Annotated in this window: 9 protein-coding genes, 2 pseudogenes and 1 riboswitch; of the genes and pseudogenes, 6 read left to right on the top strand and 5 right to left on the bottom strand. The window is 70.2% G+C overall.

Features of this window, described 5'->3' with window-relative positions:
- Together Q1N79_RS15695 and Q1N79_RS15690 are read left to right on the top strand one after the other, a co-directional pair.
- Positions 1-344, top strand: a pseudogene (locus Q1N79_RS15695) (hypothetical protein); the annotation flags it as partial.
- A 73-nt stretch (positions 345-417) separates the two neighbouring features.
- Positions 418-1,566 (top strand): thiolase family protein, encoded by a 1,149-nt coding sequence (locus Q1N79_RS15690; protein WP_300609778.1) that lies wholly within the window; start codon positions 418-420, stop codon positions 1,564-1,566.
- 53 nt (positions 1,567-1,619) lie between these two features.
- Here Q1N79_RS15690 and Q1N79_RS15685 read toward each other — a convergent pair whose 3' ends face one another.
- The 3 genes from Q1N79_RS15685 to Q1N79_RS15675 all read right to left on the bottom strand — a co-directional run bounded on the left by Q1N79_RS15685 (position 1,620) and on the right by Q1N79_RS15675 (position 5,813).
- Positions 1,620-2,819 carry a CaiB/BaiF CoA-transferase family protein gene (locus Q1N79_RS15685; RefSeq protein WP_300609776.1) on the bottom strand — a complete coding sequence of 400 codons (1,200 nt, stop codon included), beginning with the start codon at positions 2,817-2,819 and terminating at the stop codon, positions 1,620-1,622.
- 254 nt (positions 2,820-3,073) lie between these two features.
- A complete protein-coding gene (locus Q1N79_RS15680) occupies positions 3,074-4,765 on the bottom strand; it encodes an NRAMP family divalent metal transporter (protein ID WP_300609774.1) in 1,692 nt (563 codons plus the stop codon).
- A 306-nt stretch (positions 4,766-5,071) separates the two neighbouring features.
- Positions 5,072-5,235: riboswitch (M-box (ykoK) riboswitch) on the bottom strand.
- Between the two features lie 86 nt (positions 5,236-5,321).
- On the bottom strand, positions 5,322-5,813 hold the full coding sequence (locus tag Q1N79_RS15675) for a YbaK/EbsC family protein (protein WP_300609780.1): 492 nt from the start codon (positions 5,811-5,813) through the stop codon (positions 5,322-5,324).
- Positions 5,814-5,990: 177 nt separating this feature from the next.
- Here Q1N79_RS15675 and Q1N79_RS15670 point away from each other — a divergent pair, with 177 nt between their 5' ends.
- Complete coding sequence (locus tag Q1N79_RS15670) at positions 5,991-7,775, top strand: MFS transporter (protein ID WP_300609772.1); 1,785 nt, start codon at positions 5,991-5,993, stop codon at positions 7,773-7,775.
- A 52-nt stretch (positions 7,776-7,827) separates the two neighbouring features.
- Here the strand turns inward: Q1N79_RS15670 and Q1N79_RS15665 are convergent, their stop codons facing one another.
- Entirely contained in the window at positions 7,828-8,286 is a 459-nt protein-coding gene (locus Q1N79_RS15665) for a GntR family transcriptional regulator (protein WP_300609770.1), read from the bottom strand.
- A 442-nt stretch (positions 8,287-8,728) separates the two neighbouring features.
- On the opposite strand from Q1N79_RS15665, the gene Q1N79_RS15660 reads away from it, so the two are divergent.
- On the top strand, positions 8,729-9,139 hold the full coding sequence (locus Q1N79_RS15660; protein WP_300609768.1) for a hypothetical protein: 411 nt from the start codon (positions 8,729-8,731) through the stop codon (positions 9,137-9,139).
- Positions 9,140-9,851: 712 nt separating this feature from the next.
- Here the strand turns inward: Q1N79_RS15660 and rho are convergent.
- Positions 9,852-11,066 carry a transcription termination factor Rho gene (gene rho / locus Q1N79_RS15655; RefSeq protein ID WP_300609766.1) on the bottom strand — a complete coding sequence of 405 codons (1,215 nt, stop codon included), beginning with the start codon at positions 11,064-11,066 and terminating at the stop codon, positions 9,852-9,854.
- A gap of 342 nt (positions 11,067-11,408) precedes the next feature.
- Here rho and Q1N79_RS15650 point away from each other — a divergent pair, with 342 nt between their 5' ends.
- Positions 11,409-12,068 carry a pyridoxamine 5'-phosphate oxidase family protein gene (locus Q1N79_RS15650; RefSeq protein WP_300609764.1) on the top strand — a complete coding sequence of 220 codons (660 nt, stop codon included), beginning with the start codon at positions 11,409-11,411 and terminating at the stop codon, positions 12,066-12,068.
- 131 nt (positions 12,069-12,199) lie between these two features.
- Positions 12,200-12,745: pseudogene (locus Q1N79_RS15645) on the top strand (ATP-dependent helicase); the annotation flags it as partial.

The raw sequence follows: 12,745 nt of genomic DNA, 5'->3' as shown, positions 1-12,745 counted from the left end.
CGGCGTGCCTGCGCCTGGGCGCCAGGCTGGCGGGCGCCGCGTCGCGGGTCGGCCTGCTTGCCGTCGGCGACGGCAGCAACCGCCGCGGACCGTCCGCGCCCGGGCACTTCGACGAGCGCGCGGCCCCGTTCGATTCGGCGGTCGAGCGCGCGGTCAGGGACGGCGACATGGCCGCCCTTGCCGGGCTCGACCCTGTGCTGGCCGGCGACCTCATGGTCACCGGGCGCGCCACCTGGCAGGTCATGGCCGGCGCGCTCGACGGCGTCCGGCCGCAGACCGAGATCCTGTACGCCGACGACCCGTTCGGCGTTGCCTACCTGGTCGCGGTGTTGGATTCCCCATAGGCCGGCGAACTCGGCAAACGCGCCCGGGCGTGGTAGGCAAGTAGTAGGCGAGCAGTGAAGGAGGCACGGGGCGGTGGCAGACGCGGTAATCGTGGAGGCGGTCAGGACGCCGGTCGGCAAGCGGAACGGCGGCCTGGCGGGGGTGCACCCGGTGGACCTGTCAGCGCACGTGCTGCGGGTCCTCGCGCAGCGCGCGGGCATTGACCCGGCCGCGGTCGACGACGTGGTGTGGGGCTGCGTCGGCCAGGTCGGCGAGCAGACGTTCGACATCGCGCGCAACGCGGTGCTGGCGGCGGGCTGGCCGCTGTCGGTGCCCGGGGTGACCGTCGACAGGCAGTGCGGCTCGTCGCAGCAGTCGGTGCACTTCGCCGCCGCGGGCCTGGTGAGCGGCCAGTACGACGTCGTCGTGGCCGGCGGCGTCGAGTCGATGAGCCGGGTGCCGATAGGCGCCTCGATGCTGCCTGGTTCGAACCCGTCCGGGTCCGGGCTGCAGACAGTGTTCAAGGGCGTGCCGCCGAACCAGGGCATCGGCGCCGAGATGATCGCGCAGCGCTGGGGCTTCTCCCGCGCCCAGCTCGACGAGTTCTCCCTCGCCTCGCACGAGAAGGCCGCGGCGGCCCAGGACGACGGCAGGTTCGCCGCGCAGATCACGCCGGTCCCCGCCGGCGACGGAACCGTCGTGGACACCGACGAGGGCGTCAGGCGCGGCGGCACGCTTGAGTCGCTCGGCAAGCTCAAGCCCGCGTTCAAGCCCGATGGCGTGATCCACGCCGGCAACAGCTCCCAGATCAGCGACGGCGCCGCCGCGCTGCTGATGACCACCTCTGAGAAGGCCGCCGAGCTCGGCCTGACGCCGGTCGCCCGCGTGCACACGGCGGTGCTGGCCGCCGACGACCCGGTGATCATGCTGACCGCGCCGATCCCGGCGACGAAGAAGGCGCTGGAGCGCAGCGGCCTGCGCCTTGACGAGATCGGCGCGTTCGAGGTCAACGAGGCGTTCGCGCCGGTGCCGCTGGCCTGGCTCGCCGAGATCGGCGCCGACGCGAAGGCGCTGAACGTCAACGGCGGCGCGATCGCGCTCGGCCACCCGCTCGGCGCCAGCGGCGCCCGGCTGATGACCACGCTGGTGCACCACATGCGGGACAACGGCATCCGCTACGGCCTGCAGACCATGTGCGAAGGCGGCGGCCAGGCCAACGCCACGATCCTTGAGCTGCTCTAGGCGGGAAGCCGGCCGTTGGTCCCGTGCGGTCGCGGCGGCACGGCGGGTGGCTGTCAGGCCTGCCACACCGCGCCGTCGGCAAGCAGCTCGGTGACGTCGCCGAACCCCAATGCGGTGAGCACCTCCCGGGTGTGCGCCCCGGGCCTGGCGATCCGGCCTGGTTCGAGCGCGCTGATCCCGCCGGCACCGTCCGCGGCCCGCGTGAACCGTGGCGCGGGCGCTGGCTGGACCACGCCGGCCACCTCGGTGAACGTGCCGCGCGCGGCCAGGTGCGGATGGGCGGGCGCCTCGGACATCGACAGCACGGGCGCGACGCAGGCGTCGCTGCCCTCGAACACCTTCGCCCACTCTTGCCGGGAGCGCCGCGCGAACCGCTGCGCGAACACCCGCCGCAGCAGCGGCCAGCCCGCGCGGTCCTGCTGGTCGGGCAGCCCGTCAGGCGGGCCTTCCGGCGCGAACAGCAGCTCAACGAACCGCCGGTAGAACGCGGGCTCAAGCGCGCCGACCGCCATGTGCCGCCCGTCGGCCGTCTCGTACACGTCGTAGAAGGGCGCGCCGGTGTCCAGCAGGTTCGCGCCCCGCTCGTCGGTCCACGCGCCGCCGGCGAGCAGCCCGTACGTCATCGCCTGCAGCACCGCGGCGCCGTCGACGATCGCGGCGTCCACCACCTGGCCGCGCCCGGTCTGCCGCGCCTGCAGCAGCGCCGCCAGCACGCCAAGCGCGAGAAACATCGACCCGCCGCCGAAGTCGCCGAGGTAGTTCACAGGGACCTGCGGCGGGCCGCCTGCCCGCCCGATCGCGTGCAGCGCCCCGGTGACCGCGATGTAAGCGATGTCGTGCCCGGCCGACTGCGCGATCGGGCCGTCCTGGCCCCAGCCGGTCATCCGGCCGTACACCAGCGCCGGGTTGCGCGCCCAGCAGGCGGCGGGGCCGACGCCGAGCCGTTCGGCGACCCCGGGCCGGTACCCCTCGAGCAGCGCGTCGGAGGCCGCGGCCAGCCGGAGGACCACCTCGGCGCCGCGGGGGTGCTTCAGGTCGACGACGACGCGGCGCTTGCCCCGGCTGGTGACGTCGGTGCCGGGGGAGACCGGCAGCGGCGCGCTGCCCGGCCGGTCTACCCGGATCACCTCCGCGCCAAGGTCGGCGAGCAGCATCGCGCAGAACGGCCCCGGCCCGATCCCGGCCAGCTCGACGACCCGCACACCCGCCAGCGGCCCGCTACGGGCCTGGTCACCTGAATGATCCGTAACCACCTTGGGTAGCTCCCTTCCGCGCGAGACCGCCCGCGAGACCGCCCGCGTCGCCGTCGGCGCGCCATTGGAGCATTCGCAATCATCATGGGTCATTGTCATACGGCGCGGCAGTCGGCCATCTGGGCCGGTTTCCATGATCGGCCAGGCCCGGGGGGACACCGCCGTGGACTTGATGCAGGCTCGTGTCACGTGGACTGGAGTGCCCCGCGGAGCTGCACCGGGCGGCTGACCCGAGAAAAGCCGCAGATCCGCGCTCAGTGCGCCACGGCCATCATGACGATCTTGACGATGACGAGGATCATCGCGATCGCGAGGTACCCGCGCAGCGCCGTCAGGCCGAGCTTGCGGGTACGGCTGACAACGGGCGCGCCGAGTTCGGCGAGCGGCGGCATCCGCCACATGTCGCGATCGGCCTCACCGGGCGCGCCGCCGAGTTCGCCGTCAAACGCGCCGCCGAGTGCGCCGTCAAACGCACCGGCGAACGCCGCCTCCGCCGCGCCCCGGCGGCGGGCCAGCATGCACGTGCACACGACGGCGGAGACCGCGCCGCAGCCGGCGAAGATCGCGATGATCTGGCCGGTGGTGATCGCCGGGAACAGCACGGACGCGGTGAGCACCACCGACAAGATGATCAGCACCGCGATCACCGCCGAGGTGAACGCGTTGGTCTTCCGCCCGTTGACCCAGGGGCCGAGCACCTCGCGGTCGTTGCACAGCAGCAGCAGGAAGACGGTAGCGCTGGGCAGCAGCACGCCGGCGAGCACCTGGACGCCCTCGGTGATCAGGCCGAGCGGCGAACCGGGGATCAGCACGATCGTGGCGGCGCCGCCGATCAGCGCGGCGTACACCGCGTAGAACCCCTTGGCCTGGCCGACGCCGCGGTGCAGCGAGTGGTTCAGGCCGAGCACGTCGCCGATCGCGTAGGCGCTGGACAGCGACACCGCGAACGCGCCGATGATGGACGCGTCGAGCAGCGCGACCGCGAACACCGCGCCCGCCGCGTGGCCAGCGTACAAGGCGATGCCGTGCGCCAGCCCGGCCGAGTCGGTGAAGTTGCCCGCCGCGTGGGTGCCGGCGAACGCGGCGGCGGTCGCGCCCATCACGGCGGCGGCGCCGACGATCACGATCACGATCCCGATCCACAGGTCGGTCTTCTCGTACCTCATGAACCGAGGGGTGATCCGCTTGTCGATGACGTAGGACTGCTGGAAGAACAGCTGCCACGGCGCCACGGTGGTGCCGACGATGCCGATGACGAGCAGCATCACGGTCGCCATCTGGCCCGAGCCGCCGGGCAGGCCGGGCACCGTGAAGCCGCGGGCCATCTCGCCCGCCGCCGGGTGGGTCATCAGGTACAGCGGGATGAGCAGCAGCGATCCGGCGCAGAAGGTGATCGCGATGCGCTCGAAGCGGCGGAAGGACCCGGTGAACGCGGACGCGATGATCACCGCGGCCGCTCCGGCGACGGCCACCGCCTTCGGCAGGCCGAGGTAGCCGGCGGCCAGCGTGATGCCGATGAACTCGGTGACGATCGTCAGCGCGTTCAGGATGAACAGGTCGATGACCGAGAACGCGCCCCAGAACTTGCCGAACCGCGCCAGGATCAGCCGCGCGTGCCCCACGCCGGTGACGGCGCCGAGGCGGAGCACCATCTCCTGGTTCACGTACAGCACGGGGATCAGCAGCAGCAGCGTCCACAGCAGTCGCGTGCCGTAGTCCTGGCCGGCCTGGCCGTAGGTGGAGAAGGCGCCGGCGTCGTTGTCGCCGACCATGACGATAAGGCCGGGGCCGACGACGGCGAGCAGCGTCTTCATCTTGCCCGACAGGGTCGGGCGGGCGCCTAGGTCGTCGGCGCGGATCGTGCCGAGGGCACCACGGATGTCGCCGACGTGCGCGTCGTCGAGCACCGCCGGGCGACGGGTCGCGGTCACTTCTACAGCAGCCACGGGTATTCACCCCTTTCACGCTTCGCACTAAAGCGGGATTGAGGGCACACGCGCACGCGCATAGTCGGCACGCCTTAGCGACGGGCAGGAAGGCTGCCCATGGCAGACGATAAGCGGAATTACGTCAGGGGAAAATCGGCTGCGTCAGCGTGTGCCAGGGACTGACAGGGAAAACGGCGGGAAGGGCCGACTTCGGCCCGGACTATCAGAGTCCATCGCACGCCTCCCTCCATACGCGGCGCTCGCGCGCGCCTGTAGCGCGTTTCCACCTGAGAGGGGCTGTCCGCTGCCACGGCAGAAGTGGCGAGGTCACCTCTCTCGTAAGAGCTTTGGCACTCCACGGCGTAGCATGCGCAGCCACTTGGCCTCACCCCTTAGGCCGGGGAGAGGTGTCCTGATCCGGAGCGTCTCTCGACGGTTGGGATCAGTGGCCTGTGTCCGTGAAGACGCCTCACCGAACGAGGTGTCTATCTGACAAACCCAAGAATGCCCGGTGCGATTCCTTATGTCAAACCAGGCACATGCCAAACGTGCCGCATGTCACGTCACGCGCATATCAGGCCGGCTGCCCCAGTCCGGGGACGACCTCGGCGCCCGGCAGCTCGGCGAGCAGCCTGCCGGGCAGCCAGAGCTTGGAGCCCCTGATCCCCGAGCCGACCACGGCGCTGCTCAGCTTCGCGACCGCGGCGTCCACGAGGATCGGCCAGCCGGGCGGCAGGCCGATGGGCGTGATCCCGCCGTACTCCATCCCGGTCAGCGAGGTCACCGCGCCGACCGGGCCGAACGACGCCTTGCGCGCCCCGAGCTGCCGCCGCACCAGCCCGTTGACGTCGGCGCGGGTCGTGGCCGTCACCAGGCACGCGGCGTACGTCGTCTCCCCGCCGCGCTTTGCCGCGATCACCACGCAGTTCGCGGACTCCTCGGGCGGCACGCCGTAGGTCGCGCAGAAGGCGGCGGTGTCGGCGAGCGCGGGGTCGATCTGGGCCACCCGCACTTCGGCGGCGGCCGGCCAGGTGGCCAGCGCCGCGTAAACACGGGGAGCGAGCAGCTCAGGCGACGACAGCGCGGGTTTCAGCGACAGCGGCAGCGGCAGGCTCACCCAGCCATCCAACCAGACGCGCGGGACGCAAGGGACCGGCGCGGGGAGCCAGCAGGGAACAAAATGGCGCTATTATTAGTTCGCATCAAGCAACTAATGGTTGCAGCTCGCCACGGAGGAACCCCAGTGCCGCCCGCCACATCCCAGCCCGTCCCCGCTGCCGCCGAGCCGGCCACGGACCGGCCAGCCGTCGGTCACCACTACAAGTGGATCGCCCTGTCGAACACCACGCTCGGCGTGCTGATGGCGACCGTCAACTCCTCCATCATGCTGATCGCGCTGCCGGACATCTTCCGCGGCATCGGCATCAACCCGCTGCAGCCAGGCAACACCACGGTCCTGCTGTGGATGCTCATGGGGTACCTGGTCGTCACCGCGGTGCTCGTGGTGAGCTTCGGCCGCCTGGGCGACATGTTCGGCCGCGTGCGCATGTTCAACGCGGGCTTCGCGATATTCGCCCTGTTCTCCATCTTGCTGTCGGTGACCTGGCTGCACGGCACGCAGGCAGGCTGGTACCTGATCGGGATGCGCATCATGCAGGGCATTGGCGGCGCCATGCTGATGGCCAACTCAAGCGCGATCCTCACCGACGCCTTCCCGGCCAACGAGCGCGGCCTCGCGCTCGGCCTCAACCAGGTCGCCGGGATCGCCGGCTCGTTCATCGGCCTCGTCCTCGGCGGCGTGCTCGGCCCGATCAGCTGGCGTTACGTGTTCCTGGTCTCGGTGCCGTTCGGCATCGGCGGCACGATCTGGTCCTACCTCAAGCTCAGGGAACTCGGCATCCGCAAGCCCGCCAGGCTGGACTGGTGGGGGAACGTGACGTTCGCGGCCGGCCTGATCGCCGTCCTCGTCGGCATCACCTACGGCATCCAGCCCTACGGCGGCCACACGATGGGCTGGACCAGCCCGCTCGTGCTCGCCCTGGTCGGCGGCGGCCTCGCCGCGCTCGCGCTGTTCTGCTTCATCGAGACCCGCGTCGCCGACCCGATGTTCCGGCTCGCGCTCTTGCGGATCCGCCCGTTCACCGCAGGCAACCTGGCCGCGCTGCTGTCCGGGCTCGGCCGCGGCGGCCTGATGTTCATCCTGATCATCTGGCTGCAGGGCATCTACCTGCCGATGCACGGCTACAGCTTCACGGACACCCCGCTGTGGGCCGGCATCGCGATGCTGCCGCTGACCGTCGGCTTCCTGGTCGCCGGCCCGGTCTCGGGCTGGCTGTCCGACCGGTTCGGCGCCAGGCCGTTCGCCACCGGGGGCATGGTGGTCGCGGCGCTGTCGTTCGTCCTGCTCGAACTGCTCCCTGTCAACTTCCAGTACTGGCAGTTCGCCGGGGTGCTGCTGCTGAACGGCATCGGCATGGGGCTGTTCGCCTCCCCGAACCGCGCAGGCATCATGAACAGCCTGCCCGCCGAGCGCCGCGGCGTGGGCGCCGGCATGAGCGCGACCTTCCAGAACTCCTCGATGGTCCTGTCGATCGGCATCTTCTTCTCGCTGATCGTCTTGGGCCTGGCGGGCTCGCTGTCGTCGAGCCTGCTGCACGGCCTGACCGCGCAGGGCTTGCCCGCCGCCGCCGCCGCCCGGCTGTCGGCGCTGCCGCCGACCGCGATCATGTTCGCCGCGCTGCTCGGGTACAACCCGATCCAGACGCTGCTCGGCCCGGCGCTGGCCAAGCTGCCGGCCAGCCACGCGGCCTACCTGACCGGGCACGCGTTCTTCCCGTCGCTGATCTCCGCCCCGTTCGCCCACGGCCTGGACGTCGCGTTCGACTTCGCGATCGCGGCGTGTCTTGTCGCGGCCGTCGCCTCGCTGCTGCGCGGCAAGCGGTACGTGCACGAACTGCACGCGGCGCCGGCCGCCGCAGACTATCCCGAACGGGCAGTGCCTTCTCTTAACACCACAACTAGTGCCTAACGGCGGCACAACGTGCATAGTGGTATAGATACCTAATCAACCTAGATGACCGCTATGCGGGACCTGCGTGCTGCGCTAAGCGCTGCGACTGGCATACCGTGACGGCCGCGTTGTACTGCTCGACGCGGCCGTCAGACCTGGTGATGACGAGCACGGGCGTCAGGTAGCCGGTGCCGAGCCGCACCCGCTCTTCCTCCGTGGGCATCCGCGAGATGACCCGGTCGCCCGGCCGCATCACGACCGCCTGCAAGGCCGGCATGGCCGCCACGAACGTGCCGACGCCGGGCCTCGTGACGACCAGGCCGACCTTGCGCAGTTCTTCGACCGCCTGCGCGCCCGTGAGCCGGTTAACGCCCCACTCTTGTTTCATCTGGTTGCCGCTCGGGATCTGGGCGCCAACCGGCAGCTCTCCGCTGATGATGCGGTCGCGGATAATCCGCGCGATCTGCAGGTAGACCTTCTCACCCGACTCGTAATCGATCTGCATGTGCGAGGTCCCGTTATCTGCCACCGGACCCTCCGCACATTAGCGGTACCACCCCTGTCGACGTGACTAGACAACTAGACAGGTGCCGAGTATCGTTGGCTCCGCGCTTGACGTAACCGGATTCCACCCATCCGACTACGCAGCGTGTAAGCGCGCCTTTCCCACGGGAATTCGGGGGGGTTCTCCCGGGACTAAGCGCGCGGGTGCCCGGCCCCCGGCCTCTGTCCCCCGCCTCGGGGCCGGGCACGTATGCCCTGTCGACGATATCCCCAGGAAAGGGACCTGAAATGGGAGTGATATGGGGAGAAGGCGTGGCGCCGCACGAGTGCCCGACTAGAGGGCTCGGGATGTGCTCGTGCCTGCTGTACTCCCTGCGCAGGCTGGGCAGCCGGCTCCACGCCTGGCTGCGCATATGAACCCCCCGCCATGGGACGCGCCGCGCGCCGCGTACCTCCTCACCGCCGCCGTGGCCGACAACGCGCGACAGGGTGGAGCCATTGTTTCCAGTGATGAGTTGAGCAGTGAATGGGTCCGCTGTGACGCAAGCGGGCAGCAGCAGATCCTGGCAGCGCTCGGCGCCCAGACCCGGCTCGCGCTCAAAATGCTGCGCGACAAACTCGGCGTCGAAATCGAAATGAACACCGGCGCGGCGGCGGGGGCGGGATGCCCCGAGGCGCTGGCGGCCGCGCGCGAACTCATTAAGCCAGGGCCAGGCGCCTGGGCCGCGCCGGAATGCGCGGACTGCCGGGCGGCCATCGCCAAAGCCATGTGCAGCGCTCAGATCCAGGCCTATTCCCGTCTCGGGTTCACTCCCGCAATGATCGCCGCCATGTGCCGTCAATCGGCCGATGAGGCCCAAACGTCCACTCGCCTTTGAGTAAATTTCAACCATTCCTGTGCTGTGCCGGGCGCCTTCGCCGTACGAGTCGAATAGTCCGTGGTAGCCCGTGGCCGCTGACCCCGCCGGAAGCGTACCCCATGGCCGGTGCGGCGCGCGCGTCTGCAGGGGCATCGGAGCCTCAAGGCTTCCTTCAGAGTTGCTGAGTGGCATGTAAGAGCCCCTTCGATGCCATGACGAGGAATCGCGGATCCTCGGCGGGGCTCCAGGGTGTCCGCGACGTTAGGTGGATTGTGAAAGTTTGCCGGGCGCAATTGCATGCGGCAAACAACACCGCTCATTTGCGCTGTAGCCTATAGAAGATTAACTACCCGTTCAACTACGAATAGCGCAAGAAGTTCTAACGACTTTCTTTCGCTCGCGTCCCAGCCGCCGCGCTATGGACGGCCGCGGCCCATCGGACAGGGGAGATCGCGCCTCGCCCCGCGCCGTCCGTCCGTCCGGCCGGCGGTCCGGCGTCCCGGGGCGTCCCGGGGCGTCCCGCGGCGGCTGCCTGTGCCGCCGCAGCCCGAGAGCAAGCTGGCGGCCGCCACGTGTTCAGCGTCGCTCAGGATTCCGACGTTGGCTGCGTATCGGGCCAGTTGCGCCAACGGCCCGGCTCTACGGGGCCAGTTGCGCCAACGGCCCAAGCGCCCGCTAGGCGGGCCCTCCGGCGCGGCGGGAGACCGGACGCCCCGCCCCTGGGTGGTGGTTATCGTGACTGGCGTATCTGGCGGAGAAACTGTTCGTTCGGATGAATGGTTTTGTCGAGCAGCAGTTCGAGCGCGTGCTGCGGGTCCAGTGCGGCGAGCGCCCGGCGCAGGCTGACCACGGCCGCGTGTTCGGCCGGCTCCATCAGCAGGTCCTCGCGGCGTGTGCCAGAGGGTGCCACGTCGATGGCAGGGAACATCCGCTTCTCGGCGAGGTCGCGGCGCAGCCGCAGTTCCATGTTCCCTGTCCCCTTGAACTCCTCGAACAGCACGTTGTCCAGCTGGGATCCGGTGTCGATCAGGGCGGTGGACATGATCGTGAGCGAGCCGCCCTCCTCAAGGCAGCGCGCCGCCCCAAGGAACTGGCGGGGCGGTTGCAGCGCTGACGCCGCGACGCCGCCGGTCAGGGTGCGGCTGCTCGCGGGGGCGGCGAGGTTGTAGGCGCGGCCGAGCCGGGTGAGCGAGTCGAGCAGGACCACGACGTCCCGGCCGAGTTCGGCCAGCCGCTTGGCCCGCTCGATGGCCAGTTCCGCCGCCAGGACGTGCTCGTCGGGGGACTGGTCAAAGGTCGAGGAGATGACCTCGCCGCGTACCGAGCGGCGCAGGTCGGTGACCTCTTCCGGGCGCTCGCCGACGAGCACGAGCATCAGGTGCACCTGCGGGTACGCCGCGCCGATCGCGTGCGCGATCGTCTTCAGGACCATGGTCTTGCCGGCCTTCGGCGGCGCGACGATGAGGCCGCGCTGGCCCTTGCCGATGGGGGAGATCAGGTCGATGATCCGCGCGGTCGCGCCGGAGTCGCCGTCTTCGAGGCGGAACCGCTGGTTGGGGTAGACGGGAGTGAGGTCGTCGAAGCGCGGGCGGGCCTTGGCCGCACCGGGCGGCACGCCGTTGATGCTTTCGACGCTGACCAGCGTCATGCCCGGACTCCCGCCGGCGTTACCGTTCCGGCTGCCGTCGCGTGCCCGGTCCCTGGCGCGGCCCTGGCCCTGGCCCTGGCGCGGCGCGGCCGTGCCGGCTACCTGGTCGCCCTTGCGCAATCCGTACTGGCGGACGAGCGCGGACGTGAGCGGGATGTCGCCGGGTGAGCGCCGGTACCCCGCCACGCGCAGGTACCCCCGCCCGTCGGCGATATCGGCGATACCAGCCGCGGCGACGCCCGCGGTCGCGGCGCCGGTTTCTCGCTGTTGTTCTCGTTCTTCTGTTGTCACTGTCATGGGATGTTTCCTCTTCGTTGGAGGGTGAATTCGCGCATGCTGAAGAAAGCTGCTCGCGCTGGCCGAATAGCCGCGGCGGCGCGGCGCTAACGCGGCCTGCAAACGGCAGGGATGCGCGTGCGAGAGGCCGCTGAACTGGGCCGATGCCTTGTTACAGGAAAGTACCGCGAAGGTTGAGAATCTTCGTTTCCGCGCCGCTCACTGCGACGCTTTCCGCGATCGCCGGGCCGCTCAGATGGGCACCTGGCCGATGCGCTCACTATACCCGATAACGTCAGGGCGTACCAGCCGCATTCCCGCCCGGTTCGCCCGCACGCCGGCCGGCCGTGATATCACCGGTAGATGGCGAACCCGCTGTCAGGCACCGAGCGCACCAGGCACCGCAGGCTCCGCGAGCAGGGCAGGACCGACCGTCGCGAGCTGTTCGCGGTCCTGGCGGCCGGGCTGGTCGCGCACCTTGGCGTGATCAGGGACGGCTGGCCGATGGTGGTACCGACCAGCTACGGCTTCGACGACGCGAACCTGTACCTGCACGGCTCTGTCGCGAGCGTGAGCCTGCGAGCCGACAGCCCGGTATGCGTCACGATCACGCTCGCGGACGGGCTGGTGCTGGCCCGTTCGGTGTTCGAGCACGCGGTCAACTACCGCAGCGCGATGATCTACGGCCACCCGCGCATCGTCACCGACCCTGGCGAACTCGGCAACGGCCTGCGGCTGCTCTCCGAGCACATGGCTCCGGGACAGTGGGACTACGTCCGGCGCCCGAGTCGCAAGGAGCTCGCGGCCACCAGGCTGCTGGCGCTGCCGCTCGCCGAGGCATCGGTGAAGATCCGCACCGGCCCGCCCGACGACGGTGACTCACCCGACGCCAGGCTAGGCCTGTGGGCAGGGGAGCTTCCGCTCGTATCGGCCTGGCAGCAGCCCGTGCCTGACCCTGGACTGCCAGCGGGCATCGCCGTCCCGCCGCACATCGCGGCCAGGTCGGGCACGGTCCTCGGCTGACGCTGCCGGGTGACGCTGCCGGGTGACGCTGCCGGGTGACGCTGCCCAGGGAAGCCTGCGCGGCGGAAAAGCGTTGGCATCGTCTGGTTCTTGTCGTCTAGTCTTTTCCGCCGGTGAACCAGCCTTCCGAGATGCCCGAGCTCGCCGATCTCCGGCGCATGCTGCCCGAGCTGATGCTCCTTGACCAGCATCGGCTGGGCCGTCGCATCGACCGGGCGCGCGGCCTGCAGGATCAGGCGGCCCGCGACAAGGCGGTCGCGGAGCTGGCCGCCGACGCCGCCAGGGCCGCGCACAAGGTCACCAGGCGCCGCGCCGCGGTCCCGGCGATCACGTACCCCCAAGAGCTGCCGGTCAGCCAGCGCAAAGACGACATAGCGGCGACGATCCGCGGCCACCAGGTGGTCATCGTCGCCGGCGAGACCGGCTCAGGCAAGACGACGCAGCTGCCGAAGATCTGCCTCGAGCTCGGCCGCGGGGTCACCGGCCAGATCGGCCACACCCAGCCGCGGCGGATCGCCGCCCGCACGGTCGCCGAGCGGATCGCGGAGGAACTCGCAACAGACCTCGGCGCGACCGTGGGCTACAAGGTCAGGTTCACCGACAGGGCGAGCGACGCCACGCTGGTCAAGCTGATGACCGACGGCATCCTGCTCAACGAGATCGCCAGCGACCGCGAC

It is taken from the genome of Trebonia sp. (assembly GCF_030042015.1).
In the GTDB taxonomy this organism is placed as follows: Bacteria; Actinomycetota; Actinomycetes; order Streptosporangiales; family Streptosporangiaceae; genus Trebonia.
This window is presented reverse-complemented; position numbering and strand designations above follow the sequence as displayed.